Source organism: Pseudomonas sp. WS 5011 (assembly GCF_012985775.1).
In the GTDB taxonomy this organism is placed as follows: Bacteria; Pseudomonadota; Gammaproteobacteria; order Pseudomonadales; family Pseudomonadaceae; genus Aquipseudomonas; species Aquipseudomonas peli.
In genome coordinates this window covers 23276-49065 of the sequence record NZ_JAAQXA010000011.1, presented here as the reverse complement: position 1 = coordinate 49065, position 25790 = coordinate 23276, and the positions used below count along the sequence as shown (strand labels likewise).

General features: G+C 64.0%; 24 protein-coding genes and 2 riboswitches. Of the genes, 5 read left to right on the top strand and 19 right to left on the bottom strand.

Translation table 11 applies throughout. The features are described 5' to 3' along the window. Positions 1 to 122: 122 nt before the first annotated feature. From HBN63_RS13290 to HBN63_RS13280, 3 genes are all read left to right on the top strand, one after another. Complete coding sequence (locus HBN63_RS13290; protein ID WP_170049748.1) at positions 123 to 1997, top strand: DUF294 nucleotidyltransferase-like domain-containing protein; 1875 nt, start codon at positions 123 to 125, stop codon at positions 1995 to 1997. Further along, complete coding sequence (locus HBN63_RS13285) at positions 1994 to 2692, top strand: 3'-5' exonuclease (RefSeq protein WP_170049747.1); 699 nt, start codon at positions 1994 to 1996, stop codon at positions 2690 to 2692. Before HBN63_RS13290 ends, HBN63_RS13285 begins: the two co-directional genes overlap by 4 nt. Before the next feature lie 109 nt (positions 2693 to 2801). Next, complete coding sequence (locus HBN63_RS13280; RefSeq protein ID WP_170049746.1) at positions 2802 to 3014, top strand: DUF6434 domain-containing protein; 213 nt, start codon at positions 2802 to 2804, stop codon at positions 3012 to 3014. A 102-nt stretch (positions 3015 to 3116) separates the two neighbouring features. Here HBN63_RS13280 and HBN63_RS13275 read toward each other — a convergent pair whose 3' ends face one another. Continuing rightward, complete coding sequence (locus HBN63_RS13275) at positions 3117 to 4784, bottom strand: BCCT family transporter (RefSeq protein WP_167145820.1); 1668 nt, start codon at positions 4782 to 4784, stop codon at positions 3117 to 3119. A gap of 276 nt (positions 4785 to 5060) precedes the next feature. Between HBN63_RS13275 and HBN63_RS13270 the strand changes: the two genes are divergently transcribed. Next, positions 5061 to 5807 (top strand): ABC transporter substrate-binding protein, encoded by a 747-nt coding sequence (locus HBN63_RS13270; protein ID WP_170049745.1) that lies wholly within the window; start codon positions 5061 to 5063, stop codon positions 5805 to 5807. A gap of 14 nt (positions 5808 to 5821) precedes the next feature. On the opposite strand, the gene HBN63_RS13265 is transcribed toward HBN63_RS13270, so the two are convergent. The 7 genes from HBN63_RS13265 to HBN63_RS13235 form a co-directional block, all read right to left on the bottom strand. Then, positions 5822 to 6010: a DUF3617 family protein gene (locus HBN63_RS13265; protein ID WP_170049744.1), complete on the bottom strand. Its 189-nt coding sequence runs from the start codon at positions 6008 to 6010 to the stop codon at positions 5822 to 5824. A gap of 56 nt (positions 6011 to 6066) precedes the next feature. After that, positions 6067 to 6567, bottom strand: a complete 501-nt coding sequence (locus HBN63_RS13260) for a GNAT family N-acetyltransferase (protein WP_170049743.1) — start codon at positions 6565 to 6567, stop codon at positions 6067 to 6069. Between the two features lie 131 nt (positions 6568 to 6698). Next, the gene (locus tag HBN63_RS13255) at positions 6699 to 7121 is read right to left on the bottom strand and encodes a DUF1850 domain-containing protein (protein WP_160086264.1); all 423 of its coding nucleotides are present in this window, start codon (positions 7119 to 7121) and stop codon (positions 6699 to 6701) included. Then, positions 7118 to 9145 carry a TRAP transporter permease gene (locus HBN63_RS13250; RefSeq protein WP_170049742.1) on the bottom strand — a complete coding sequence of 676 codons (2028 nt, stop codon included), beginning with the start codon at positions 9143 to 9145 and terminating at the stop codon, positions 7118 to 7120. Before HBN63_RS13250 ends, HBN63_RS13255 begins: the two co-directional genes overlap by 4 nt. Positions 9146 to 9300: 155 nt before the next feature. Beyond that, positions 9301 to 10254 (bottom strand): TAXI family TRAP transporter solute-binding subunit, encoded by a 954-nt coding sequence (locus HBN63_RS13245; protein WP_170049741.1) that lies wholly within the window; start codon positions 10252 to 10254, stop codon positions 9301 to 9303. A gap of 402 nt (positions 10255 to 10656) precedes the next feature. Continuing rightward, the gene (locus HBN63_RS13240) at positions 10657 to 12009 is read right to left on the bottom strand and encodes a sigma-54 dependent transcriptional regulator (protein WP_170049740.1); all 1353 of its coding nucleotides are present in this window, start codon (positions 12007 to 12009) and stop codon (positions 10657 to 10659) included. Positions 12010 to 12074: 65 nt separating this feature from the next. Continuing rightward, the gene (locus tag HBN63_RS13235) at positions 12075 to 13829 is read right to left on the bottom strand and encodes an ATP-binding protein (protein ID WP_170049739.1); all 1755 of its coding nucleotides are present in this window, start codon (positions 13827 to 13829) and stop codon (positions 12075 to 12077) included. A 142-nt stretch (positions 13830 to 13971) separates the two neighbouring features. On the opposite strand from HBN63_RS13235, the gene HBN63_RS13230 reads away from it, so the two are divergent. After that, positions 13972 to 14799 carry an AraC family transcriptional regulator gene (locus tag HBN63_RS13230; protein ID WP_262498962.1) on the top strand — a complete coding sequence of 276 codons (828 nt, stop codon included), beginning with the start codon at positions 13972 to 13974 and terminating at the stop codon, positions 14797 to 14799. Here HBN63_RS13230 and HBN63_RS13225 read toward each other — a convergent pair whose 3' ends face one another. The 11 genes from HBN63_RS13225 to cbiE all read right to left on the bottom strand — a co-directional run bounded on the left by HBN63_RS13225 (position 14800) and on the right by cbiE (position 25524). After that, positions 14800 to 15387, bottom strand: a complete 588-nt coding sequence (locus HBN63_RS13225; protein WP_223181877.1) for a LysE family translocator — start codon at positions 15385 to 15387, stop codon at positions 14800 to 14802. A gap of 92 nt (positions 15388 to 15479) precedes the next feature. Then, entirely contained in the window at positions 15480 to 16274 is a 795-nt protein-coding gene (locus tag HBN63_RS13220; RefSeq protein ID WP_170049737.1) for a DNA-binding domain-containing protein, read from the bottom strand. Then, entirely contained in the window at positions 16265 to 17110 is an 846-nt protein-coding gene (locus HBN63_RS13215) for a DUF692 domain-containing protein (RefSeq protein ID WP_170049736.1), read from the bottom strand. Before HBN63_RS13215 ends, HBN63_RS13220 begins: the two co-directional genes overlap by 10 nt. Before the next feature lie 56 nt (positions 17111 to 17166). Then, positions 17167 to 17424, bottom strand: coding sequence for a hypothetical protein (locus HBN63_RS13210; RefSeq protein WP_160013906.1), 258 nt, complete (start codon positions 17422 to 17424; stop codon positions 17167 to 17169). Positions 17425 to 17540: 116 nt separating this feature from the next. Next, on the bottom strand, positions 17541 to 18560 hold the full coding sequence (locus HBN63_RS13205; RefSeq protein ID WP_170049735.1) for an iron ABC transporter permease: 1020 nt from the start codon (positions 18558 to 18560) through the stop codon (positions 17541 to 17543). Further along, complete coding sequence (locus tag HBN63_RS13200) at positions 18557 to 19510, bottom strand: ABC transporter substrate-binding protein (protein WP_170049734.1); 954 nt, start codon at positions 19508 to 19510, stop codon at positions 18557 to 18559. The genes HBN63_RS13205 and HBN63_RS13200 overlap by 4 nt, the downstream gene beginning before the upstream one ends. Beyond that, positions 19507 to 20277 (bottom strand): ABC transporter ATP-binding protein, encoded by a 771-nt coding sequence (locus HBN63_RS13195; RefSeq protein WP_170049733.1) that lies wholly within the window; start codon positions 20275 to 20277, stop codon positions 19507 to 19509. The genes HBN63_RS13200 and HBN63_RS13195 overlap by 4 nt, the downstream gene beginning before the upstream one ends. Continuing rightward, positions 20277 to 22388 (bottom strand): TonB-dependent receptor, encoded by a 2112-nt coding sequence (locus HBN63_RS13190; protein ID WP_170049732.1) that lies wholly within the window; start codon positions 22386 to 22388, stop codon positions 20277 to 20279. The genes HBN63_RS13195 and HBN63_RS13190 overlap by 1 nt, the downstream gene beginning before the upstream one ends. Positions 22389 to 22542: 154 nt before the next feature. Then, a riboswitch (cobalamin riboswitch) is annotated at positions 22543 to 22748 on the bottom strand. 62 nt (positions 22749 to 22810) lie between these two features. Next, complete coding sequence (locus HBN63_RS13185) at positions 22811 to 23527, bottom strand: (2Fe-2S) ferredoxin domain-containing protein (protein WP_170049731.1); 717 nt, start codon at positions 23525 to 23527, stop codon at positions 22811 to 22813. Positions 23528 to 23605: 78 nt separating this feature from the next. Then, on the bottom strand, positions 23606 to 24325 hold the full coding sequence (locus tag HBN63_RS13180; protein ID WP_170049730.1) for a cobalt-precorrin-6A reductase: 720 nt from the start codon (positions 24323 to 24325) through the stop codon (positions 23606 to 23608). Next, positions 24322 to 25524: a precorrin-6y C5,15-methyltransferase (decarboxylating) subunit CbiE gene (gene cbiE, locus HBN63_RS13175; protein WP_170049729.1), complete on the bottom strand. Its 1203-nt coding sequence runs from the start codon at positions 25522 to 25524 to the stop codon at positions 24322 to 24324. The genes HBN63_RS13180 and cbiE overlap by 4 nt, the downstream gene beginning before the upstream one ends. Before the next feature lie 58 nt (positions 25525 to 25582). Further along, positions 25583 to 25784: riboswitch (cobalamin riboswitch) on the top strand. Positions 25785 to 25790 lie beyond the last annotated feature (6 nt).

The following is a 25790-nucleotide window of genomic DNA, read 5'->3' as shown; positions in this document are numbered from 1 at the left end:
GTTCGCCCCTCACACCCTAGCTGGCTTCGACTGCGCCTGCCGCCACACCCGGTAACGCCAGCAGGGCGGACAGCACCCAGCAATCGCCGTATCCTTGAGTGCCAGCCACTGCGAGGCACCCCATGCAGATCGAGTTACTGGAAATCCGCGATCACCTGCAGCGCTTTCCGCCCTTCGATGCGTTGCCCGATGACAGCCTCGACGCCATTGCCCGGCAGGTTGAGGTGGCGTACTTCAAGGCCGGTACAGACATCCTGCTGTATGGCGCTGCGATTCACGAGCTGCACTATGTACGCAGCGGCGCGGTGGAAATCTACCGACGCAACGGCGAACTGTACAACCGTCTGAGCGAGGGCGATATCTTCGGCCAGGCCGGCCTGTTGCGCAGCAACAAAGTGCGTTTCCCGGCGCGGGCGATTGAAGACAGCCTGATCTACTTCATCCCCGCCACTGTGTTTGCCCAGCTGTGCGAAGAGCACGATGGCTTTGCTGAATTCGTCGAGGCCGAAGGCCAATCGCGACTCAAGTCGGCGGTGGAAAGCCAGGGCCAGGCCAGCGAGCTGATCCAGATAAAAGTACGCAAGCTGATCTCGCGCCAACCAGTCACCGCCAGCCCGCACACCTCAGTGCAACAGGCCGCCCAGCTGATGACCGAGCAGAGCGTATCCTCACTGGTGATCGTCGACGACAGCACGCCCGCTGCCGGCATGGTGGGCATCCTCACGGACCGCGACCTGCGCACCCGCGTACTCGCCATGGGGCTGGACAGCACAACGCCGGTCAGTGAGGTGATGTCGCCTAATCCCATCACAATTCAAGCCGATGACAGCGTTTTCGATGCCATGTTGTCCATGCTGCGCCATAACATCCACTACCTGCCGGTGGTGCAGCGGCGCCGGCCCATCGGCATCATCAACCTCAGCGACATCATCCGCTACGAGTCGCAGAGCAGCCTATATCTGGTCAACTCGATCTTCAACCAGCCCGATGTTGCCGGGCTGCAAAGCCTGCTGCCGGACCTGCGCGCTACCTTTATACGCATGGTCAACGACCACGCCACCGCGCACATGGTCGGCAGTGCCATGGCCGGCATCGGCCGCGCCTTTACCCAGCGCCTGCTGGAACTGGCCGAGCAGACACTCGGCCCGCCGCCGGTGCCCTACTGCTTTATGGTCGCCGGCTCCATGGCCCGCGACGAACAGCTGCTGGTCACCGATCAGGACAACGCCCTGGTGCTCGACGACCGCTTCGACCCGGCGCAGCACGATGCCTACTTCGCCGCCCTCGCCCAGTTTGTCAGCGACGGCCTGGCCGCCTGCGGCTACAGCTACTGCAAGGGCGGCATCATGGCCAGCAATGCCCAGTGGCGGCAGCCGCTGAGTGTCTGGCGCGATTACTTCCAGCAATGGATCGACAATCCCAAGCCGCAAACCCTGCTGCACAGCTGCATCTTCTTCGACCTCGACGGCGTGTATGGCGAGGTCGAACTGGTGGAAAACCTCAAAGACCTGCTCGCGCAGAAAGCCAGCAGCAACCCGGCCTTCCTCGCCGCCCTGGCGCGCAACGCCCTTAACCGCACGCCGCCGCTGGGCTTCTTCCGCACCTTTGTGATGGAAACCGACGGCCAGCAGAAACACATCATCAACCTCAAAGGCCGTGGCACCGCGCCGCTCACCGACCTGATCCGCGTGCACGCCCTGGCCTGCGGCAGCAAGGCGCAGAACTCCCTGGAACGCCTCGACGCCATCGGCAAAACCAAGCTACTGCAACCCGAAGCCCTCGGCCAATTGCGCTACGCCCTGGAATTTCTCAGCCTGGTGCGCGTGCGCCACCAGGCCATGGCGGCGGCCGAAGGCGCGCAGCCAAACAACTACATCGAGCCGGAAAAAGTCTCCGCCAGTGATCGCCATAACCTCAAGGAAGCCTTTCAGGTGCTCAGCAACGCGCAGAAATTCCTGCGCTTTCGCTACCCCGCGCAACCGAGCAACAAACGGTGACAGCGCCTGCTAAAGCGCTGGACTGGGCCGCGCAGTTTGCCGAACTCGCCGCCAGCGCCCGCGACCCGCGCCTGCAAAGCTTCTACCAGGCCGGCTGCGTAACCGCCGACACTCCGCTGGAGCAGGTGCCGTTATTGGCCCTGGACGTGGAAACCACCGGCCTGGACGCCAACCAGCACGCCATCGTCAGCCTCGGCCTGCTGCCCTTTACCCTGCAACGCATCCGCTGCGGCGCGGCGCGCTACTGGGTGGTCAAACCGGCCAGCGAGTTGAGCGGCGAATCGGTGACCTTTCACCACATCACCCACTCCGACATCCGCCACGCGCCGCGCCTGGGGCAGATTCTCGACGAGCTGCTGACCGCCATGGCCGGCAAGGTGATGGTGGTGCACTACCGCACTATCGAGCGCAGCTTTCTCGACCAGGCGCTGCGTCAGCAACTCGGTGAGGGTTTGCAGTTCCCGGTTATCGACACCATGCAGCTGGAGGCACGCCTGTACCCCAAACGCCAACCCGGCTGGTTGGGCCGACAGCCGGTGTCGATCCGTTTGGCCGATAGCCGCCAGCGTTACAACCTGCCGATGTACCAGGCGCACCATGCGCTGACCGATGCACTGGCCACCGCCGAGCTGCTGCAGGCACAGGTGGCGACGCGCTATGCGTTGGATACGCCGGTTGGGGAATTGTGGAGTTGAGGCAGTGACACAGAAACGACTTGGGCGGCGCACACCACCACGATTGATTTATAAGCCGAACACACCCTGCAAATAACCGCGCCCGCATTGACTACTTCGAGAAACCGGGATGAATAGTTTCGACTGGCACAGCGACACGATAACGGCAGAAACACCGGTCACTACGACCTATCGCAATACGCAGAATGTTCGCCGATTTTTGACGCAAGCTTGCGGCCCTGGCTTCCAATTTAATCGCGCGTTTATGGCGTGGATAAAAGATGGGGCGCCCAAAACAATGGGCGACGTGGCGGCAGAATGGCTGCGGCTTCAGCAGCAGTAGCGAAGGGACAAGCAGCACAGGTGTCCGACGCCACGCCCCCCAAACGCCGGGCATAAAAAAGCGCGCCCGAAGACGCGCTCATGTACGACTCAACAGCAAGGGTCAGCGCGGTTCGCTCATCAAGCCTTTGACGATGGACACACAGCCCACCAACAGCACGATGGTAAACGGCAAACCCGTCGACACCGCCATGGCCTGCAGGGCCACCAGCCCGCCGCCGAGCAGCAGGGCGATGGCGATGACGCCCTCGATGCTGGCCCAGAAAATCCGCTGCGGGGTCGGTGCATTGACCTTGCCGCCGGCGGTGATGGTGTCGATCACCAGCGAGCCGGAGTCCGACGAGGTGATAAAGAACACCACCACCAGGACGATGCCGATCAGCGAGGTGATGCTGGTCAGCGGCATCTCACCGAGCATGCTAAACAGCTTCAGCTCCAGGCCGGCCTCCTGCGCGCCGGTAAAACCATCAACCAGCAACTGATTGATCGCGGTGCCGCCAAACGCGGTCATCCACAGCACCGATACCAGGGACGGCACCAGCAAGACGGCAACCAGGAACTCGCGCACGGTACGGCCACGGCTGACGCGGGCGATAAACATGCCCACGAACGGCGACCAGCTGATCCACCACGCCCAGTAGAAGGCCGTCCAGCCCTGGCTGAAGTTGGCGTCTTCCCGGCCAATCGGGTTGGCCAGCGCGGGCAGGTATTGCAGGTAGGCCAGAAGGTTGTCGAAGAAGCCGGTGAGAATCGCCAGGGTCGGCCCGGCGATAATCACAAACAGCAGCAGGGCCATGGCCAAGCCCATGTTCAGCTCGGAGAGGCGCTTGACGCCCTTGTCCAACCCCGCAACCACCGAAACCAGGGCGATGATGGTGACGACGATAATCAGCAGCACCTTGCTGGTGTCCGTTGCACTGATACCGAACAGGTATTCGACGCCTGCTGCGGCCTGTTCTGCGCCCAAACCGAGGGAGGTGACCAGACCGAATAGGGTGGCGAACACCGCGAGGATATCGATCACATGGCCCGGCCAACCCCACACCCGCTCACCAAGAATCGGGTAGAAGATCGAGCGAATCGACAGCGGCAGGCCCTTGTTGAAGGAGAACAGCGCCAGCGACAGGGCGACAATGGCGTAGATCGCCCAAGGGTGCAGGCCCCAGTGGAAGATGGTTGCGGCCATGCCCAGGCGCACGGCCTCTTCGGCATTACCGGCCGCACCGCCCAACGGCGCCCAGTCGGTGCGCACACCATCTGCGCCAACGCTGATACCGCCCATGGCCGCACTGAAGTGCGACATCGGCTCAGAGACGCCATAGAACATCAGGCCAATGCCCATCCCGGCGGCAAACAGCATGGAGAACCAGCCGAGGTAGGTGTAATCCGGCTTTGCGTCCATGCCGCCGAGGCGCACTTTGCCCAGAGGGGAAACGATCAGGCCGAGGCAGAGCAGCACAAAGATGTTCGCGGAGCCGATAAAGAACCAGGCCATGTGGTGGGTGAGCCAGTCGCGCAGGGCGCTGAACAGCGGCTCGACCTGGGTTTGCAGGGCCAGGGTCAGCACCACGAACAGCACGGCGACGACTGCCGAGATGGTGAAGACCTTGCCGTGGATGTCCAGGTTGAACAGGAACTTGCCTTTGATGTTGTCCTGACCGATCACGTAATCAGTGTCGATCAGATTGGCGTCGCCGGTGGGTGCCGGGATGCCGTCCAGAGTTGCCGCTTCTGGTTGCGGGGTCGTGTCAGACGAAGGGTTTTGACCCATGGGGGACTCCTTTGACGTGTGGCACGCTTTACGCGCACGAGGACGGGATTGCCCTACTCGTACAGCCACCAAACCGGCGGCTGCGGGGTACAGGGTAACAGCCATGGCACATTCGTGCAGGCGCAAGGCCAGTATTGGCGGCCATTACGGCCCGTTATGCGGCGGTTATTTGGTCTTTTGAGTCAGATTTTCTCCGCACATTGCCTCCCGCTGGGCGAGGCAATTAGCTATGGTTGGCCTATGGCCTGCTCGGGGTCGTTGTTTGAGAAGTCGCTGATGAGAGCATTGCTGACGCTGCTGGCTTGCCTGCCCTTTACCCTGGCTGCGCTGACGCAGGCCGAGACCTTCAAGGTCGGGGTTGAGCTGCAGCCCTACCTGCCGTATTCCAACGTGCAGGACGGCCAATACCTGGGCTATGGCCGCGACTTGCTCGACGCCTTTGCGGCGCACCAGGGCCATGAATTTATCTACCAACCGCTGCCGGTACGGCGCCTGCTCAGTGAATTTCTCAACGACCGGGTAGATTTCAAATACCCGGATAACCCGCGCTGGAACGCTGATCAGAAAAAAGGCTATGCGCTGCACTACAGCCAAGCCGCCGCACCGGCGATAGACGGCGTACTGGTCAAGCCCGAGTTTCTCGGCCAGGGCTCTGCACGCTTACACCGCCTCGGCACCCAGCGCGGCTTTACCCCTTGGCCCTATCTGGATGAAATCAAGGCCGGCAAGATTCTGCTGATCCAGGCCAACCAGATCGACTCACTACTGGCCATGGCCATGAACGACCGGATCGACGGCGTTTACCTCAACCCACAAGTGATCCAGCACCAGTTCTACAACAGCGCGGAAAAAAGCCTGGTGTTCGACCCCAAACTGCCCTACCAGGATGACCACTACTTCCTGTCGAGCATCCGCCACCCCGAGGTGGTCAAGCAGTTCGACGCCTTCCTCAGCAGTCAGGCCGAACTGGTGCAAATGCTCAAAGACCGCCATGGCATTAGCGACCCGCTTAGCGGCCAATAACTCACCTCGACTGCTTATTGCGGCTGCAAGGTTCCGCAATCCACCGTCACCCAGCGCGCTTGGCTTTGCATGCTGCTGCTCTGGCCGTCGAAGGTGCCGTTGACCGTTGAGGTGAACTCCTTGTCGCTGACAAAGCGCGTCTCGCCTTCGCCCTGGCCATTGGGGCAGCAGGCAAAGGCTAAGAAACAGAGGTTTGCTGACACCGCGGTGCATGATCGACTCCTGAGATGAGCGGGCGACCCTGCAAGCGTAGACCCTCTTAGGAAGCGTCTGCCTCGACCTCTTCACGGTAGATACGCAGGCCGCGCGCCTGGTAGTTGGCCAACGCACTGGGGTGATCGAGGCTGCAGGTATGCACCCAGACCTTGGTGGTGCCCGGCCAGGCCCAGGCGGACTGCAGCGCGTGAGTGAGCAACGGGCCGCCAAAGCCCTGACCGAAGAAGGCCTCAGCCAGGCCGAAATAGAGAATCTCCACCGCGCCGTCGGCATCGCGCAGCAGCTCGTAGTAACCGGCGATGGCGCCCTGGTGATAGGCCACCCAGGTGCGATGATGGGGCTGCTCGATCAGCTCGCGCCACTGCGCGTCCGTCCAGCTGAGTTTGTCGGTCCACTGCCAGGGCTCGCCGACCAACTGGTAGAGAAAGCGGTTGAGCTGAAACTGTTTGAGCCGGCACTCCACCACACTCAGGTCGGCCGGCAGCGGCTTGGCGCGGATCTGCTCGGGGTGCTGCATGTCCAGGTAATAGGTGATGGTGCTCATAACATCCTGCTTGTCAGTCAATCTGCTGAAGCTAACCGTTACTCCACACGAACAAAACCCCCACCGGCTGGGCCAAATGGGGGTTCTCCTCTACAACAACCAGGGCTTGTGGCCCGGGAGCAGACGCCGCCTTAGCTGTCGTCCTGGCCTGCCGCCGAGGCGGCCGGGGAGCTTTGCTCACAGCTCCAGAGTTCCAACGCCGGCTGGGTCGCTTGTGGCGGGCCGAGCCATTCACTCATCGAGTGGCAACGCTGGTTGAAACACAGTTGATAATCCCCTGCCTCGGGGGTTCGCCCCAAACGCAGTGGTTGCAAGGGGGGTAGCTGACGCTGGTAATGCCAGCTGCCCTCGCGCAGTTCGGCGCCGTCTGGAATCTCCATACCGGCCCCGGAACCCTTGACCCGCGCTTCGCCGAGGAGCAATCCCTCAGGCGTCACGCGGTAATCCTCTTCCCAACGAATTTTCTCGATGGTGTGTGTCCAGGCCAGGGTAAAGCTGGGCGTGGGCACTTCTGCCCATACCGCGCCCGCCAAACCCAGGCACAGGCCGATCATGCAGTGGCCAGCTGAGCGCGACGAGCACGCCAGACATGCTGGACGATAAACAGCGCCGCCAGGGCGAAGCCGATCTCGTCACTCATCGGTGTGGCCAGAATCAGGCTGGCGCCAGCGGCAAAGCCCAGCGCGCGCTCCCACCAGCTCAGTTTGGCCTGCAGGTAACCGGTAAACACCACGCCCCAGATGCCAATGGCCAGCAGTGCCTTGAGCACCACATAGAGGGTAGCCAACAGGCTGTCGCCCTGCAGCATCAGCGCCGGCTCATAGACCGCCATAAACGGCACCACGAAACCGGCCACGGCGATACGAATCGCCCACAGGCTGATCTTCAGGCCGCTTTCCTTGGCAATCGGTGCGGCCGCGAAACAGGCCAGCGCCACCGGCGGCGTGAGGTCGGCCATGATGCCGAAATAGAACACGAACATGTGTGACACGATCAGCGGCACGCCCAGCTCCAGCAACGCCGGCGCAGCAATCGAGCTGGTGATGATGTAGTTGGGGATGGTCGGGATGCCCATGCCCAGCACCAGGCAGGTAAGCATGGTGAGGATCAGCGAGAGGAACAGGTTGTCCTGGCCAATGGCGAGGATGTAACCGGCAAAGGTCGAAGCCACGCCGGTCAGCGAGACCACACCGATAATCACCCCGACCAGGGCGCAGGCAATGCCCACCGGCACGGCATGGCGTGCACCTTCCACCAGCGCATGCAGGCAGATCACCAGAGTGTCGCGGCCGCCTTTGATAAACCAGCAGATCGCCACCAGCAACGCGACCACGCCAAACACCACACCGATGCCGAGCTGGAAGAAGCCGGCGCAGAGCACGCCCAGGGCAATCCAGAAGGCAAAACGCATGACCTTGGACGACACCCGCAGGATGATCGCCGAGCCGAGGATCACAATCGCGGTCAGGGCCAGACCGACCATGCCGGAGAACAGCGGCGTGCGCCCGGAGAACAGTAGGTAGATCAGGATGAACAGCGGAATCAGCAGGTACCAGCGCTGTTTCACCGCCGCCCAGGGGTTCGGGCATTCCTCTTTGGGCAGGCCGCGCAGGTTGGCGCGCTTGGCTTCCAGGTGAACCATCCAGAACACCGAACCGAAATACAGCAGCGCCGGAATCAGCGCGGCCTTGGCCACCTCGAAGAACGGCACGTTAATCGTCTCGGCCATGATAAAGGCCACCGCACCCATGATCGGCGGCATGATCTGGCTGCCCATCGACGAGGTTGCTTCCACGCCGCCGGCAAACGCCGGCTTGTAGCCGAAGCGCTTCATCAGCGGGATGGTGAACTGGCCGGTAGTCACCACGTTGGCCACGCCCGAACCGGTGATGGTGCCCATCAGCGCCGACGACACCACCGACACCTTGGCCGGGCCGCCGAGTTTGTGGCCGAACAGGCCCATGGCGAAATCGGTGAACAGCTTGATCATCCCGGCCTGTTCAAGGAACGCGCCGAACAGAATAAACAGGAAGATGTAGGTGGCCGATACATAAGTCGGCGTGCCGTACAGGCCCTCGGTGCCGAAGGCCAACTGGTTGACGATCTGGTCGATGGCATAGCCACGGTGCATCAGGTCGCCCGGCAGGTACTGGCCGAACAGGCCGTAGGCGAGAAACAGCGCGCAGATCAGCGGCAGGGCAATGCCCATCACCCGCCGAGCGGCTTCAAACACCAGCACGATCAGCACCAGGCCGACGACCATGTCGCTCTGGGTCAGATCACCGGAACGCTGAATCAGATCGGCTTCGAAATACCACTGGTAGAACGCCGTGGCCATGCCGGCCAGGCCCAGTAGCCAAGCCAGCGGCTGCCAGGGCTGCTCCTTGCCACGGGCGGGAAAACAGAGAAACACCACCAACAGCAGAAAGCCCACATGCACGGCACGCAGAATCTGGCTGGATACCGGGTGGAAGGCCGCGGTGATGATCTGGAAGATGGAGAACAGCAGCGCGACATAAAACAGCGCTTTCGGCCAATCGCTGGGGTTAGCGGCGAGGCCTTGGTTTTGCTCACTCATGAAGGTCACACCCTCGTTACAACGTCGATAGCGCAAGAATCGCCAACAAAACCTGCCGTGGCCTGCACGCCGGTTTTATTCGCAGCTCTAGCTCGTTTCCGGAGAGGTTGACGCTGCGCACAGCGCCAACCTACACCCTCAACCCTTCAGTAGCCTTACAGTGCGCCGGCTTCCTTGTAGAAGCGCTCGGCACCCGGATGCAGCGGGATCGGCAGGCCCTTGGCGGCGCCTTCCAGCTTGATGTCCTTGGCCGCCGAGTGGGCGTTGCCCAGGCGCTCAAGGTTGTCGAACATCAGCTTGGTCATCTGGTAGGCCACTTCATCGGACACGCCTTCATGGCTGACCAGGATGTTGGTGATGGCCACGGTTGGCACGTCGCTGTCCTGACCGTCGTAGGTGCCGGCTGGAATCGACGCCGCCTGGTAAGCGGCGTTGTCGATTTTCGCGGTGATCTCGGCCGGGATGGCCACGAAGTTGATCGGCAGGGTCGCGGCCAGGTCGCGAATCGCCGCCATGCCCAGGCCCGAGGACTGCAGGGTGGCATCCAGCTGACGGTTCTTGATCAGCTCGACCGACTCGGCGTAGGGCAGAAACTCAACCTTGCCCATGTCTTCATAGCTCAGGCCGGCGGCCTTGAAGATGGCGCGGGCGTTCAGCTCGGTGCCGGATTTCGGCGCGCCGACGGAGATGCGCTTGCCCTTCAGGTCAGCCAGGGTGGTGATGCCGGACTCCTTGCTGGCAACGATCTGGATATAGTTCGGATAAGTACCGGCGATGGCACGCAGCTTTTTCAGCGGCGCCTTGAAGCCGGCGTCTTCCACGCCATTCCAGGCATCGGCAACCGAGTCACCAAGGGCGAAAGCCAGTTCGCCGCGACCGGCTTGCAGCAGGTTGAGGTTCTCCACCGAGGCCTTGGTGGCTTGCACCGAGGTCTTAGAGCCTTCGATGCCGTTGCTGTACAGCTGCGACAGGCCTACGCCAATCGGGTAGTACACACCGCTGGTGCCACCGGTCAGCACGTTGATGAAAGTTGGGGCGGCGAGTACCGCAGTGCTTGCGGTAAAGGCTGCGGCAGCAGCAAACAGGCTGAAACGTTTGGTCATTCGCATGGAAGAATCTCCGTCGTTGTTATGGCTTTATGCAGAGGTTTTCACTGTCAACGCTGCGCGCCACCGGGGGGCGGTGCAGCGCCAGGACTAACGCAATAGCGAAAAGGAGCAGAGGCTCACGCGCGGCCTGAGCCGAGCGCACAAGAGGTGGGCAGTGGATGCCGAGCGCGACAGGCGCGCAGACGATGCGGGGCAGTACATGGGATTCACCTCTTGTCTTTCTTATAGAGGCCGAGGCAATCGAGTGCCCGGCTGACAAGAGCTATAGCAGATGCCGTGCCAGTGAGAGAAAAGCCCGTGCTAGAGCCTTCAGCGTGCAAAACACGGCCCGCATGGCGGCTGTAGTAAGCGGAAATCCGCCAGTTAAAAAACTCAGATAAGCGAAATTCCGCCGACTAGTTCTCACTCGTCATCAGCACTGCCGGCCGGCCGATAGCTGCTGCGCAGTAGACCGTGGCGCTGCATTTTCTCGTTAAGGGTGCGGCGTGGCAGCTGCAGCAGCGTCATGACTTCGGCGATATTGCCCTGGCAGTGCTGCAGGGCGCGGTGCAGGCATTGTGCTTCGAAGGCTTCCATCTGCTCGGCCAGCGACTGTTGCGGCAGGCCATCGTCGTCCTCCACACCGCCACTCAAGCCCAGGGCATGGCGTTCGGCGGCGTTGATCAGCTCGCGCACGTTGCCCGGCCAGTCGTGCCCGAGCAGCCGAGTCAGCTCGCTCGGTGGTAGGCTCGGTGTCTCACGGCCATGGCGTTGCGCAGCCTGGTTGGCGAAGTGTTCGAACAGCAGCGGAATGTCTTCACGGCGTTCACGCAGCGGCGGAATGCGCAGGGTGGCGACATTCAGCCGGTAGTACAGGTCTTCACGGAAACGCCCAGCCTTGACCTCATCGAGCAGGTCAGGCTTGACCGCGCTGATCACCCGCAAGTCGACCTGGATGCTGCGGTTGGAACCCAGGCGTTCGAGGGTTTTCTCCTGCAGCACGCGCAGCAGTTTGACCTGCTGGGCCAACGGCAGGCTTTCCACCTCGTCGAGAAACAGCGTGCCGCCGTCGGCATGTTCGATGCGGCCGATGCGCTTGCCCTGGGCGCCGGTAAAGGCGCCGCTTTCATGGCCGAACAGCTCGCTCTCGAACAGGTGCTCGGGAATCGCCGCGCAGTTCAGCGCGACAAACGGCTTGCCGGCGCGGTTGCTGAAATCATGCAGGCAACGGGCAACCCGTTCCTTGCCGCTGCCGGTGTCGCCGCGCAGGAGGATATTTACCGAGGTGCCGGCCAGCTCAAGGATCTGCCGGCGCAGGGTTTCCATCGGCCGCGAGACGCCGAGCAGCTGCGCCTCGATATGGTCCTTGAGGGCGAACTGCTGACGCAGCTGGCGGTTCTCACAGACCAGCCGGCGCTTGTCCAACGCGCGGCGCACACTGTCGAGCAGGCGTTCGGGGGTGAAGGGCTTTTCGATAAAGTCATACGCGCCTTGGCGCAGCGCCTGCACCGCCATCGGCACATCGCCATGCCCGGTGATCAGAATCACCGGCAGGTCGCGGTCACGCTCCAGCACGCTGTCGAGCAGTTGCAGGCCATCGGTGCCGGGCATGCGCACATCGCTGATGATGATGCCGGGGTAGTCACGGTCGACCAGCGCCAGCGCGGCCTGCGCCGTGGCGCAGCTGTGCACGCGAAAGCCGGACAGCTCCAGCCACTGCTGCACCGCCTCGCGGATGGCCGCTTCATCGTCGACGACTATTACGTGCCCAGTCATATCACCTCCCCCTCTTTAAATCGGCGGGCAGTGTAGCCCGGATAAAATCCGGGAAATAACCCGCACTACGCATTCGGCGCTGCCGGCAGGCGCAGGGTAAACACCGCACCCTGCTCGCCATTGGCCGCCTCCAGGCTACCGCCCAGCTCACGGACGATGCCGTAGGACACCGCCAGCCCAAGGCCTAACCCAGCGCCCACCGGCTTGGTGGTAAAGAACGGCTCGAACACATGCCCCAGCGCCTCGCTGGCGATTCCGCCGCCGCTATCGGCGATACTCAGCAGACACTGCTCGGCCTGACGCTCGATACGAATCTGCAACTGCCGCACGGTGCTGTCCGCCATGGCATCCAGGGCATTGTTCAGCAGATTGAGCAGCACCTGCTCCAGGCGAATCGCGTCACCCAACACCCGCGCCTCGCTGTCGATCTCGCTGTGCAGCTGCACCTGTTCGCTGCGCAGGCGCGGCGCCAGCAGCTGCAGGGCCTGCTCCAGCACATCGCTCAGGCGCAGACGCTCGCTCAGACCCGCCGGGCTTTTACGGGCAAAGGTCTTCAGGTGGCCGGTGAGCCCGGCAATGCGTTGCAGCAGGCCATCGATACGCTGCAGCCCTTCGCGCACATCGTCCTGCCGGCCGCTATCGAGCAGCAAACGCAGGCTGCCCAGCTGCATCTGCATGGCAGTCAGCGGCTGATTGATTTCATGGGCCATGGCCGCCGACATCTGCCCCAGCGCCGCCATCTTCGCCGCATGCACCAGGCCTTCCTGAGCCTCGCGCAACTCGGCGGTACGCAGCGCCACCTCACGCTCCAGGCGCTCGCGAATACCGGCCTGCAAGCGCTGAGTCTTGCGTCGCTGGGCCAGGTAGAGCAGCAGAAACGCCAGGGTCATCCACACCCCGGCGGCGGCCAGGCGATAGCTGCGCACGCTGTCGACCAGGGTTTTCGGCTCGTGCAGCAGGTGCAGGGTCCAACCTTCATCACCCAGAGCCTGGCGCTGCCAGAGGTAATCACGCGGGCCGTCCGGACCCTCGACCCGGCGCCACTGGCTATCGCTGTCGATCTGCCGACGCAGCGTACTGGCCAGCGGCTGCAGCGCCTGTTCGGCGTATTTGCGCACCTCCACCAGTTCGGCGCGGGCCTGTTCGCTCAAACTGTCGAGGGCGAGAAAACGCCAGGCCGGACGGTTGCTGAGGATCACCACCGAGTAGCTGTCGGCCACCAGCAGCACGCCGGGCTGGCTAGCCCATTCACGCTGCAGCTCTTCCAGCTCCAGCTTGACCACCAGCACGCCGAGCACCGTGCCGTCGTCGTCGCGCACCGCATGGGAGAGGAAATAACCGGGGATGCCGGTGGTCACGCCCACCGCAAAATAGCGCCCGGAGGACTGGCGCACGGCATCCTGAAAATACGGGCGGAAGGCGTAGTTGTTGCCGACAAAACTGCTCCAGTCGCGCCAGTTACTGGCCACCAGGGTTTCGCCTTTATCGTTGAGCAGATACAGCACGTTTGAACCGGCGGCCGTGTTGAGTTGCTCCAACCGCTCGTTGAGTGTGCTGCGCAGCAAGCTGTCATCCGGCGCGCGCAGCAGCGACTTGATATCGCTGTCCAGCGCGAGCACCTCGGGCACCGAGCGGAAGCGTTCGACCAGGGTGTGGATCGACTGCGCATACAGCTGCAACTGCCCGCGCGCCTCCAGGCTGCGCTCCTGCCAGGCGCGTTGCTCGGCATAACGCCCGGCCAGCCAGATGCTCGCCAGCAGGCCGAGCAGAATCAGCAGGACGATCAGGGCAACGCGGTAACGCAGCAGAAAGGCAGACATGCGCGGCTCGCAACAAGGCGGAGCCGGCATGGTAAGACAAAGCACCGCGCCGTGCAGAGCGCAGCGGCTCGACTGTTTGAACAAGCGCCTGCGGCCGCTATAGTCAGCGCTGGCTATACGGCGATTACGCCAGGGACGCATGATGAGCACTGAGCAACAGGCCACCACCCCACGCTTCTGGCGCGACCCGGCGCTGCCCTTCGTGGAAACGCGCGAAGCCCTCGATGGCCGTTTGTTGTGCTACGCCAAGCATTCCCATGAGTGTTTTTCGATTGGCACCATCACCCGGGGCCGCAGCACCTACTTCAATGAAAAGGCGCGCGAGCAGGTCGCGGCCGGCACGCTGGTGCTGATGAACCCGGGTGACGTGCATGCCTGCAACCCCGTTGATGGGCAGCCCTGGTCGTATCGCATGTTCTACATCGACAGCACCTGGCTGGGCGACCTGCAACACCAGCTGGGCTTCAGCCACAACCCGCACCTGCAGCCCTTCTCCGCCATCCTCAGCCGCGACCCTGAGCTGTTCAACGGCCTCAACCAGCTGTACGACCTGCTCAATGCCGCGTCGGTCGATCAGCTGCGCAAAGAGTGCGCCCTGATCGACTATTTCAGCACCCTGCAACAGCGCCTGGCACCCGCGCCGGCCCCCGCACGCGAGGACAACCCGCGCATCCGTCTGGCCGCGGAATTTATCCGCACGCACTGCACCCAGACGCTCAAACTGGACGCCATTTGCAGCGCCGCCGAGCTGTCGCCCTCGTACCTGATTCGCAGTTTCCGGCAGCACTACGGCATGACCCCACATGCCTACCTGCTCAACTGCCGCGTGCAAGTAGCCCAGGCCGGGCTGAAACGCGGCGAGTCGATTGCCGAGGTGGCGCTGGATGCCGGCTTTGCCGACCAGGCGCACTTGCAGCGCACCTTCAAACAGCTGCTCGCCGCCACCCCCGGGCAATACCGCCGCGCCTGATCAGACCAGCAGATAAACCGCCGACAGCACCAGCAACAAGGCCAGGCCGCGATTGAACCGGCGCAGGTACAGGGGATTCTCCAGGTACTGGCGCAGGTAAACCCCGGCCAACGCCCAGCAGCTGATCGACAGATAACAAATCACGAAATACAGCGCCGCGAACTGCCCTACCCGCAACAGGTCACCATCCGCCGCATAGGCACCCATTCCCGCCATCGAGGCCAGCCAGGCCTTGGGGTTAAGCCACTGCATCAGCGCGCCCTTGAACAGCGACGGGCGCTGCTGTGCATCGTTGCCGCTGAGTTGCCCGTCAGACCGGGCCAGGCCGTAGGCCATGTACAGCAGAAAGGCGACGCCAAACCAGGCCACCCCGTGCGTCAGCGCCGGCCACTGCTGCAACAGCTGCTGCAAGCCCAGGCCCATGGCCAGCAACAGCGCGGTAAAGCCGAACGTCGCACCCGTGACGTGACGCATGCTGCGGCGCAGGCCATGGGTCGCGCCGGCACTAAGCGCCAGCAGGTTGACCGGGCCGGGAGAGATCGAAGCAGCGAGGGCAAAACCCGCCATGGAGTAAAACAGCGTATTCATCACACACCTGTCAGCACAACCAAAGGAGGTGCCAGGCTGACAGGCGCACGGCGCAGGGTATTGAAGGAAATTGCCCTGTCAGGACAGAGCACTCAACGCGAGAGGTGATCCGCCCGCTGCAACAGCCCATCCGCCAGCCACTGACGCAACCAGCTCACCGCCTGCACGGGTGCCTGTTCGCCGAGGTATGCCAGCTCGCCGCACAGCTCAGCGAAGCTCCAGCCTTGCACGGCCATGCCCTGCAATGCCGCCGCTTCATCGGCCGCCAGGCAGCGGTAGCGGGTAATCAGCTGATCGCGCCAGACCACACAGGTCTCTGTCGTAACCAGTGGCAGGCTACCGGGGAAGTCACCCTGCTCCTTGCCCGCACGCCAGATCGCCAGGCTGTTATGCCGGCACGCCAGCCACTGCACGCTCGGTAGCAAACGCACCTGCAGGGTCGGCCAGTCTTCAGCCGGCAGTTCGGCCATCTGCGTCAGGCTCAGGGGCGCGGCGTCGACGGCATCAAAAGCCAAAGTAAACGCCCATTCCAGCCGCGCCAGTTCGCTGAGCGGCTCGGCCTGTGCGGGAATCAGGTAGCCGTCGATAAAGTCCGCCAGCTGTGCGCCTAACCAGCGCAGGCTGAAATGCTGCGAGGGGTGCGCGTCGAGATAGGCCAGGGCCAGGGCATCGAATTCCTCATCACCGAGCCAGCCATGCACCGCCGGATAGTCACCACGCAAGGCTTCCAGCAGGCGCGCGCGGTAGGCGTTGTGGTAAATCGCCAGGCCCTGTTCGGCACTCAGCGCCGCACTACCCAGCAGACTGGCCTGCAGCGCCGGATTGGGCTGGGCATCGGGGCCCTGCAGGTAGGCCTGCACCTGCGCCTGCCAGTCACTCAGGCGCATTGCGCTGTGCCTTGCAGTGCTTGGGCGGCAAACCGGCGCGCCGTGTTCAGCTCGTCGAGCAGCACATCCAGATCGGGAAAATGATCGTCACGCTCCAGTAGCGTGGACACCGGGCCGAGGTGCTGCAGGGTGCGTTGATAAAGCTGCCAGACCGGGTCACTGACCGGCTGATCATGGGTATCGATCAGGTAGCTGCCGTAATCGCTGTGGCCGGCCAGGTGCAGCTGACGGATACGCTGCTTGGGCAGGCTGCTGATAAAGGTCCAGGCATCGAAGCCGTGGTTGCGTGCACTGACGTAGACATTGTTGACGTCCAGCAACAGCTCGCAGCCGCTCAACTCGCTGAGTGCGGCGAGGAACTGCCATTCGCTGAACTGATCATCGGCGCAGCGCAGGTAACTGGAGACGTTTTCCAGCACCAGCGGCCGCTCAATCACGTCCTGCACCTGGCGCACCCGCGCGGCCACATGCTGCAGGCTCTCCTCGGTATAAGGCAGCGGCAGCAGGTCGTGCAGTTGATGGGCATTGCCCCGGCTCCAGCACAGGTGATCGGAGATCCACGCTGGCTGCACGCGCGCGGCCAGGTGTTTGAGCTGGCGCAGGTAGTCGCGGTCCAGCTCATGCGGGCCGCCGATCGACAGCGACACGCCATGCATCACCAGCGGGTACTGCTCGCCGATGGCATCGAGAAAGTAGAGGACCTTACCGCCCGCTACCAGGTAATTTTCCGAGACAATCTCGAACCAGTCGATGGCCGGCTGCTGCTCGAGAATGGCTTGGTAATAGGTGCTGCGCAGGCCCAGGCCGAAACCCAGATTGCCGCGTTGAGCGTTCATCGCTGACTCCTTGCCAGGTGATGCGGGGCAACCGCGCGGCGGCCGCCCCGGCTCACTTACTCGCCGACAGTACCGCCTGCCGCATCGCACTCGGCCTGGGTCATGGCCTTGAAGCCGTGGCCTTTGCAGACAGCCTGGCCTTTGCAGCTGTTTTCGGCAGTCTTGCAGTCATTCTGGCCTTTGCAGGACGTGACGCCGTAGCAGTGCACCTTGGCTTCTTCAGCCGCGACGACAGTGCCGGACATGCCGGCGAACATGGCAGCAGCAGCGAAGGCGATGGCAGCACCAGTAGCAGCGGTGGATTTCATGGTCATGTGCGTATCCTCGGGTGATCTGGGTGAGCCGGACAAAAAGGGGTTTGTGTGCCGGCATTCAACTAGAGCGACGAGACGAACAGGCGTTACAGCAGCGCTGAAAAAACTTTAGCGATTCAGCGCCGACGCAGTAAAAGCACGAAAAACACCCCACCAATCGCCGCCGTGGCGATGCCGATGGGCAGGTCCTGCGGGGCCAACAGGGTACGCGCAGCGACATCAACCCAGACCAGAAACAGCGCGCCAAGCAGCGCACTGACCGGCAACAGGCGACGGTGCTCGGCGCCCACCAGAAAGCGCGCCACGTGCGGCAGGATCAGCCCGACAAAGCCGATGGCACCGCTCAGTGACACCAGCACCCCGGTCAGCAGCGAAGCGCAGACAAACACCAGCAGGCGCACCCGACGTGGCTCCAACCCCAGGCTGACCGCGCTGTGTTCGCCAGCCATCAGCGCATTCAGCGCCCGCGCCAGACCGAGTAACAGCAGCAGGGCCAGCGCCAGGCACAGCGCTGGCAGCCAGAGTAGTTCCCAACGCGCTAGCCCGAGGCCGCCGAGCATCCAGAAGATCACCGAACTGGCGGCATGGTGATCACCGAGAAACAGCAGCAGGTTGCTTGCCGCCATCATCACAAACGACACCGCCACCCCGGCCAGCAGCAGGCGGTCACTCTCCAGCCGACCACCGCGACTGGCAATCGCCAGCACCAGCAGCATGCTCACCAACGCGCCGACAAAGGCCGCCAGCGGCAGGCTGAGCAGGCCGATAAATTCACCCAGATACAGCACCACAATCACCGCGCCGAGCGCCGCACCGGAGCTGACACCCAGCAGATGCGGATCAGCCAGCGGATTGCGCGTCACCGCCTGCAGCGCCGTGCCGACCAGCGCCAGCCCGGCGCCGACCAGTGCACCGAGCACCACCCGTGGCGCACGGATCAGCCAGACGATGCTGTCCTGGGCGCTGCTCACCGCCTGTTCCGGCTGCAGACCGAACAGGCGCTGGCCGAGAATCTCCAACACCTGCGCCAACGGCACTGGCGCTGCGCCAAAGCCCAGGGAGGCGGCGCAGGACAGTGCCAGCGCCAAGGCCAGCACCAGCAGCAACAAGCGGTAGGCGCGCGGGCTGCGGATCATTGGCCTAACGCCTGCGGGTGCAGCGCGGCGGCCAGGGTTTCGATGGCGGCGGCGTTATCCATACTCGGGGTTACTGCCAGGTACGGCAGCACCACAAAGCGCTGTTGACGGATCGCCGTCAGCCCCTGCAAGGCCGGGTGCTGCAGCAGAAAGCCACGCTTGTGCGCCGCGCTGCGCTCGCCGTAATCGACGATCAGAATCACCTCGGGGTCGCTGCTGATCACCGCTTCCCAGCCAACGCGCACCCAACTCGCGGCCAACTGGTCCATCACATTGCGCCCGCCAGCGGCTTCGATCAGCGCCTGTGGCATGGCCAGGCGGCCGGCGGTAAAGGGGCTTTCCTCGCCGCTGTCGTAGAGAAATACCCGTGGCGCCGGACCGCTGTCGGCCAGGCGTTCACGCACCGCCGCCACCCGTTGCTGCATGCCCTGCACCAGCGCCTCGGCGCGCGGCTCCACGGCGAAGATCCGGCCGAGGTTGTGCAGGTCGTTGTAGACATCCTCCAGGCTGGCCACCCGACGTGGCATGACATGGGCGCAGGACTCGCTCAGCTCGTACACCGGGATGCCGAACCGCGCCAGACTGGCCGGGGTAACTTCACCGCCGACGCGCATGCCGTAGTTCCAGCCGGCAAAGAAGAAATCCGCCTCGGCGTTAAGCAGGTTTTCCAGCGACGGGTGCCGCGCCGCCAGCTCGGGCAAGTCGGCCAGCTGCGCCATCAGCTCGGGGTTGGGGGTTTTCCAGGCGCTGATGCCGCTGTAGCCGACCATCCGCGATTTCAGTCCGAGGGCCAGGAGCATGCCGGTCAGGTTGATGTCCTGACTGACTGCGCGCTGCGGCGGTTGCTCGATGGTCAGCTGACGGTCGCAGCTGGTGACGGTAACCGCCTGGGCGGACAGGGCGGCCCCCAGTAACGGAATGCACAGGGCGTAATGCAGAAAACGCTTCATGGATTGATCCAGGTAATACGCGGATGCCCCGCGAGGGGATGACGGTCGACCAGCGCCTGCACGCCATACACCTCGGCCAGCAGTGCTTCGGTCAGCACTTCGGTTGGGGTACCGCTGGCCACCACGCGGCCGTGGTCGAGCACATACAGGCGGTCGCAGAAGGCCGCTGCCAGGTTGAGGTCATGGAAGCTGGCCAGGGTCGCCAGGCCGAGGGTTTTGATCAGCCGCAACAGCTCCAGCTGGTAGCGCGGGTCGAGGTGGTTGGTCGGCTCGTCGAGGATCAGCAGCGTCGGTTGCTGCACCAGGGCGCGGGCCAGCAGCACGCGTTGCTTTTCCCCGCCGGAGAGATGGGCGAAGGCCTGCTGCTGGTGCGCACTCAGGCCGACCCGCGCCAATGCCTGCTCGACCAGGGCGAGATCGGCCTGGTTATCGCCATCGAACAGGCCCTTGTGCGGCGTGCGGCCCATGGCGGCGACTTCGGCCACGGTGAGGCCGAAGTCCTGGGGAAACTCTTGCAGCACCACCGCCACCCGCTGCGCGCACCAGCGCGGCGAGCGACTCCATAGCGCCTCACCGTCGAGCTCGACACGGCCCTGATCGGGCCGCTGAAAGCGGTAGGCGCAGCGCAGCAGGCTGGTCTTGCCGCTGCCATTGGGGCCGAGCAAGCCGACCAGCTGACCGTCGCCCACCACCAGTTCAATGCCGTCGAGCAAGGCCTGATCGCCATTGGGCGACCAGGCCAAGTCTCTGATCTGCAAGCGCGGCATCAGAAACGGTAATCGGCAGTGACGAACACCGAACGCGGCGCGCCCAGGTACCACTGCTGGCCATCGCTGCTGCCGGTGGTGGCGTACTGGCGGTCGAACAGGTTGTTCAGCTCCAGGCCCAGGCGCACGTCCGCCTGCACCTGCCAGCCGATAGTGGCATCAACCACGGTGTAGCTCGGCAGCGTCACGCTGTTCGCTGTGTCGGCATAGCGCGCATCGACATAACGTGCGCCGATACCGGCGTCCACCCGCTCGCTCAGCGCCTTGCTCAACCACAGGTTGGCGGTGCGCCGCGGCACGTTGGTCGGGCGATTGCCGCTGCGGTCACCACCAGCCTCGCGGAAATCGTCGTACTCCGCACGCACCCACGCGGCGTTGGCCGACACCTGCCAACCCTGCCCCAGCGCAAGCTCCAGGGTGGCTTCCAGACCGTCGGAAGACTGCTGGCCGATCTGCTCGGTCGGCGCGGTCGGGGTGGCGCGGCTGAGCAGCTTCTCCTTGACGATGTGGTAAGCGGCCAGCGTCCATTCGCCCTGGCCATTCCAGAACGCCTGCTTAAGGCCGATTTCGGTTTGCTTGGCCTCGCTCAGGTCGAACTGCTGCTGGGTCGGATTGAGCGTCAGCAGGTTGCTCACGCCCTCGGTGCTGGTGGCGTACTGGCCGTATAGCGACAGCTCGGGCGTAACCTCGAAGACCAACCCGGCGCGCCAGTTGTCACCCGTCAGGCTGCGGTCGGCGCTGCTGTCGGTCAGCAGGTTGTCGCGCTGGATATGCACTTGATCGCGGCGCACGCCGCTGACCAACGACAGGCGCTCAGTCAGCTGGGTGCGGTTCTCGGCGAATAGCGAGAATTGCCGCGCCAGGTTGCGTTCGCGCGGCCCATAACCCAGTGGATCGGTGCTCTGATACTGACCGCCACCGCTGCCGGCGAGCGGCACGCTGTCAGTGAAGCTGCTGGCAAAGTCGTGCTGGCGGGCGAAGTGGATGCGGTTGTAGTCCACGCCCACCACGCTGCGGCTATCCAGGCCAAATAGGGCGTGATCCAGGGTGAAGGTCTGGCGGTCGCCGACCTGCTCCTGGGTGTGCTTGATCTCGTAGAAGTCACTGCGCTTGACCTGATCGCCCGGCTGCCAGCGGTAGGACTCGGCATTGCGCCAGTAGCGCTGGGTCTTGATGTAGTAGAGCTGGTTGCTGGCGGTCAGCGCGTCGTTGATCCGCCAGTCGCTGACCAGCCGGGTGATCTGGTCGTTATAGCGAATCTCGGCGTTATCGACGTTGTAATTGCGCTCGCGCAGCCTCTCGCGGTATTGGCCGGCGACCAGCGGTGTGCCCAGGTAGCGCTGCGGGTCCTGATCGCCCTGATCATGGGACAGGGTGAAACTCAGCGCATCGCTGGCATCCCAGCGCAGGGCAGCGCTGAGCGCCTGGCTCTGCGACTCGCCGTCATCGACCCAGCCATTGCTGGCCTGCTGATTGAGGTTGAGGCGGTAGCTCAACGCATCGCTGAGCGAGCCACCACTGTCCAGCGCGGCCTGGCGGCGGTCGTCACTGCCGTAGCCGAGGCGCAGCTGGTTGCTGATGGCGCCGCTAAACGGCTTTTTCGGCACCACGTTGATCACCGCGCCGGTCGCGCCTTCGCCGTACAGCACCGAGGCCGGGCCGCGCAGCACGTCAACGCGCTCCACCGACCAGGTGTCGACCGGGAAGGTCACGGTGCCGGCCCCGACATACTGACGGGTGCCGTCGTACAGCTGCATGGTCGCGCTGTGCCCGGTAAAGCCGCGCGCCGACAGCGCGGTGCCGCCATTGCCTGGGCTGCCGATTCTGCTGATGCCAGGGGTGCGGGTGACCGCGTCCTGAACGCTGAGGTTGTTGCGACCGCGCACCTGCGCGCCGCTCAGGCTGCTGGTGCTGGCCGGGGTTTGCAGGGCGCTCAGGCCCAGACGCGAACCGCTGCTGCTGGGCGTATGCAGATCGCTTGCGCCCTCCGCAGCAGCCTTGGCCTGCACGGTCGTGGCCGGCAGATTGACTGGAGATTCGCCCGCCACAGCCGTACCGGCCAGGCACAGGGCAAGGGAAACAGAGAGTTGAGACAGGGGATAGCGCGCCATGATGCTTCCATCGCAAAAGGGATAGGCACGGCAATCCCGATGGAAACGCGCAACAGCAAAACACGGGCGCGCAGGCACCCACGATCGGCGTCAACGCCCGCCCACCGCGGGTTGCCAAACAGTTGGGAGTTGCCGCTGCATCACTAGCAGCGCACAACATCCCTAAGAATCAGGCCGGTCTCCGGGCTTGCGAGGGTCATGAAGCCATCGCCTTCCCATGCAGAAACTGCACAGTGGCATCGTGATGACTTCGCTCGCTTACCGTTGCGGGGGCAGCGTCGGACTAGCCCAAAGGGCGCACCGACTTCCCGTTTAACCTCACGCACGGCGGCGTGAGACACCTGAAACGGCGCGGATATGACCATTCAGGCCAATCCACGTCAAGTTTTTAGCTGTTGCCGAATGGCTCTACAGCGGTCTTCTCAGCCCTGATCGATACGCAGCTCGGGCACTGCGCGGCCGGCCACCAGGCGCTCATCGACCAGGCGGATCAGCTCGGCTTCATCGCGCACGCGGAACCACTCACCGGCCGGATAAAGGCTGGCAGTCGGGCCCAGATCACAGGGGAACTGGCACTGCGTACGGGTGATATGCACCCCGCCTTCGCACTCCAGTTTGCCGGCGGCCTTGAGGCGCTGACGCAGGGTTTTCCACAGGTCCAGCGCACCGCGCCGGGTGCAGCGCGGGCCGTTGCACAACAGCAGGCGCTGCGCATGCGGCGGAATCTGCGACCAGGCGTGATGCCCCGGCACTGCGGCCACACCGACACAGGGCAGGTGCAGCTCGGGACGCTCGATCAGCGCGCAGGCGACCTCCACCGGCAAGCCCTCGGCCTGGCCAATCGCACTGGCGACAAACAGCTGATCGGGATTGGCCTGCTGGCCTAGCTCGCTGCGCAGCCAATCGAGATGCGGACTGCTGCTCTGCGGCTCCAGATCAATTACCAGCAACGGCCGCTCGCCCTCGGCCACGCGCTGCCAGAGCGGCGCATAGCCTGCGCTGGTGTCGACGATATCGGCCAGCGCTGTTTCCCCGCGCAGCTCAACCAGACGGCGGCGCAGCAGCTCGGCAAACGAGCCCTCGGCCAGATCAGGGCCGACAAACAGAATGCGGGCGTAAGGGGAAACGGGCGTGGTCATGGCGGCCTCCAAAGCGGGGCGGCAGTCTAACAGGGGATTTTTTGCCTTGGGGGGCAACCGCTCGGCGGCCAACTTGCCCTATAACTGCAGCGCCTCGGTCAGCGCTTCGAGGCTAACAAACTCGCGGTCCACACTCGGCAAGAGCGGCCGGTGCAGCAGCAATACCGGCAAACCCAACTCCCGCGCCACCTGCAATTTCGGCTCGGTGGACTGGCTGCCACTGTTCTTGCTGATCAGCACATCGGTGCCCAGGCGAGCGAATAACGCGCGTTCCTCGTCCAGCGCGAACGGCCCGCGCGCCCCGATAATCTCGGCACGCGGCACGCCTTGCTGGGCCGTCAGACAACGTACGGTCCAGTGCTGATGCAGGGGTATCTCGTGCAGGTGTTCCAGCGGCTCGCGGCCCAGGGTAAACAGCGGACGGCGGAAATCCTTCAGGGCTTCGACCAAACCGGCCCAGTTATCCACTTCACGCCAGTCATCACCCTCGCCGGCTTGCCAGCCGGGACGACGCAGCGCCCAGCAGGCGATTCCGCTCAACTCGGCGGCGCGGACGGCATTGGCGCTGATCTGTGCGGCATAGGGGTGGGTCAGATCCAACAGCAGTTCGATGCACTGCTCGCGGATAAACTCCGCCAATCCTTCGGCCCCGCCAAAGCCGCCAACGCGCACCTGGCAGGGCAAGTCATCCGGCACCCGACCCAGCCCGGCCAGGCTGTAGATGGCTTCGGGGTTTAAACGGCGCGCCAGACGCAAGGCCTCGGTAGTGCCGCCAAGCAGCAGGATGCGCGGGCTCACGGCTTGCGCACCTCCAGCAGAGTGATCGGCAAGGCGCTGCGCCAGGTGTCGAAACCGCCCAACGGCTGCGCCTGGGCCACGCTGATACGGGTCAACTCACCGCCCACCTGCTCGCGCCAGGCCACCAGTGCCGCTTCGCTTTGCAGGGTCACGGCATTGGCCACCAGGCGCCCGCCCGGTTTCAGGCTGGCCCAGCACTGCTCCAGCACGCCGGGGATGGTCACGCCGCCGCCAATAAAGATCGCATCCGGCGCAGCCAATCCGGCCAAGGCTTCGGGCGCGCGGCCGGCGACCAGTTGCAGACCCGGCACGCCGAGAGCATCGCGGTTGTGCTGGATATGCGCCTGACGACCGGCATCGGCCTCAATGGCCAGCGCCCGGCAGCTGGGATGCGCGCGCATCCATTCGATGCCGATGGAGCCGCAACCGGCACCCACATCCCAGAGCAGCTCGCCGGGTTGCGGCGCCAGGCGCGCCAGGGTGATGGCGCGCACGTCGCGCTTGGTCAGCTGGCCGTCGTGCTGATAGGCGTCGTCCGGCAACCCTGGCGTCAGCGGCAGCAGTCGTGCATCGGCGGCGGCCACGCACTCGACCGCCAGCAGATTGAGATCGGCCGCGCGCGGCAATGCCCAATCGCTGGCCAGACCATCGATGCGCCGTTCCTGATCGCCGCCCAAATGTTCCAAAACGGTCAAACGGCTGGGACCAAAACCGCGTTCACGCAGCAACTCGGCCACCGCCGTCGGGCAGTCGCCGTCATTGCTCAACAGCAGCAACCGCGCGCCGGGGAAAATCTGCGCCTGCAGCGCCGCCAACGGCCGCGCCACCAGCGACAGCACCGTCACGTCCTGCAGTGGCCAACCCAGGCGAGCAGCAGCCAGTGAGACGGATGAGGGCGCAGAGAACACCCGCAATTCATCCGCCGGCAGCTGCCGCGCCAGGCTCGCACCCACGCCGTAGAACAGCGGGTCGCCGCTGGCCAGTACACACACCGGCATCCCGCGCCGCGCCAAAACCGGCTCCAGGCTGAACGGGCTGGGCCAGCGTTCGTGCTGCCCTGGCAGATCGCTAGGCAACAGCGCCAGCTGCCGTGGGCTGCCGACAATCCACTGCGCCTCGCCCAGCGCCCGGCGCGCCGCCTCACCCAGGCCGGCGTAACCGTCTTCACCAATGCCCACCAGGGTTAACCAGGCTGTCATACCCACTCCTCTGCCCCCGCCCGACAAGCTAGGGTGTCAGCGCATCAAACAAAGCGGGCATAATACAGCCTTCGTCGGTGCCCACCGCCATGGTGCGAGGGGCCTAAGAGGGAATCCGGAGCGATCCGCTGATCGTGACCGAGCTGCCCCCGCAACTGTAAACAGCGAGTCTGCCGCAACTGCGCCACTGGGAAACTGGGAAGGCCGCGCCAGATGATGACCTGTCAGCCAGGAGACCTGCCGACGACGCTAGTCGCGAGTGCCAA

What these genes read in the sequence shown, in the direction of transcription:
- HBN63_RS13290 (WP_170049748.1), top strand. Translation starts at nt 123, where the DNA reads ATGCAGATCGAGTTACTGGAAATCCGCGATCACCTGCAGCGCTTTCCG.
- HBN63_RS13280 (WP_170049746.1), top strand. Translation starts at nt 2,802, where the DNA reads ATGAATAGTTTCGACTGGCACAGCGACACGATAACGGCAGAAACACCG.
- HBN63_RS13275 (WP_167145820.1), bottom strand. Translation starts at nt 4,784, where the DNA reads ATGGGTCAAAACCCTTCGTCTGACACGACCCCGCAACCAGAAGCGGCA.
- HBN63_RS13270 (WP_170049745.1), top strand. Translation starts at nt 5,061, where the DNA reads ATGAGAGCATTGCTGACGCTGCTGGCTTGCCTGCCCTTTACCCTGGCT.
- HBN63_RS13260 (WP_170049743.1), bottom strand. Translation starts at nt 6,567, where the DNA reads ATGAGCACCATCACCTATTACCTGGACATGCAGCACCCCGAGCAGATC.
- HBN63_RS13255 (WP_160086264.1), bottom strand. Translation starts at nt 7,121, where the DNA reads ATGATCGGCCTGTGCCTGGGTTTGGCGGGCGCGGTATGGGCAGAAGTG.
- HBN63_RS13250 (WP_170049742.1), bottom strand. Translation starts at nt 9,145, where the DNA reads ATGAGTGAGCAAAACCAAGGCCTCGCCGCTAACCCCAGCGATTGGCCG.
- HBN63_RS13245 (WP_170049741.1), bottom strand. Translation starts at nt 10,254, where the DNA reads ATGCGAATGACCAAACGTTTCAGCCTGTTTGCTGCTGCCGCAGCCTTT.
- HBN63_RS13240 (WP_170049740.1), bottom strand. Translation starts at nt 12,009, where the DNA reads ATGACTGGGCACGTAATAGTCGTCGACGATGAAGCGGCCATCCGCGAG.
- HBN63_RS13235 (WP_170049739.1), bottom strand. Translation starts at nt 13,829, where the DNA reads ATGTCTGCCTTTCTGCTGCGTTACCGCGTTGCCCTGATCGTCCTGCTG.
- HBN63_RS13230 (WP_262498962.1), top strand. Translation starts at nt 13,972, where the DNA reads ATGAGCACTGAGCAACAGGCCACCACCCCACGCTTCTGGCGCGACCCG.
- HBN63_RS13225 (WP_223181877.1), bottom strand. Translation starts at nt 15,387, where the DNA reads ATGAATACGCTGTTTTACTCCATGGCGGGTTTTGCCCTCGCTGCTTCG.
- HBN63_RS13220 (WP_170049737.1), bottom strand. Translation starts at nt 16,274, where the DNA reads ATGCGCCTGAGTGACTGGCAGGCGCAGGTGCAGGCCTACCTGCAGGGC.
- HBN63_RS13215 (WP_170049736.1), bottom strand. Translation starts at nt 17,110, where the DNA reads ATGAACGCTCAACGCGGCAATCTGGGTTTCGGCCTGGGCCTGCGCAGC.
- HBN63_RS13210 (WP_160013906.1), bottom strand. Translation starts at nt 17,424, where the DNA reads ATGACCATGAAATCCACCGCTGCTACTGGTGCTGCCATCGCCTTCGCT.
- HBN63_RS13205 (WP_170049735.1), bottom strand. Translation starts at nt 18,560, where the DNA reads ATGATCCGCAGCCCGCGCGCCTACCGCTTGTTGCTGCTGGTGCTGGCC.
- HBN63_RS13200 (WP_170049734.1), bottom strand. Translation starts at nt 19,510, where the DNA reads ATGAAGCGTTTTCTGCATTACGCCCTGTGCATTCCGTTACTGGGGGCC.
- HBN63_RS13195 (WP_170049733.1), bottom strand. Translation starts at nt 20,277, where the DNA reads ATGCCGCGCTTGCAGATCAGAGACTTGGCCTGGTCGCCCAATGGCGAT.
- HBN63_RS13190 (WP_170049732.1), bottom strand. Translation starts at nt 22,388, where the DNA reads ATGGCGCGCTATCCCCTGTCTCAACTCTCTGTTTCCCTTGCCCTGTGC.
- HBN63_RS13185 (WP_170049731.1), bottom strand. Translation starts at nt 23,527, where the DNA reads ATGACCACGCCCGTTTCCCCTTACGCCCGCATTCTGTTTGTCGGCCCT.
- cbiE (WP_170049729.1), bottom strand. Translation starts at nt 25,524, where the DNA reads ATGACAGCCTGGTTAACCCTGGTGGGCATTGGTGAAGACGGTTACGCC.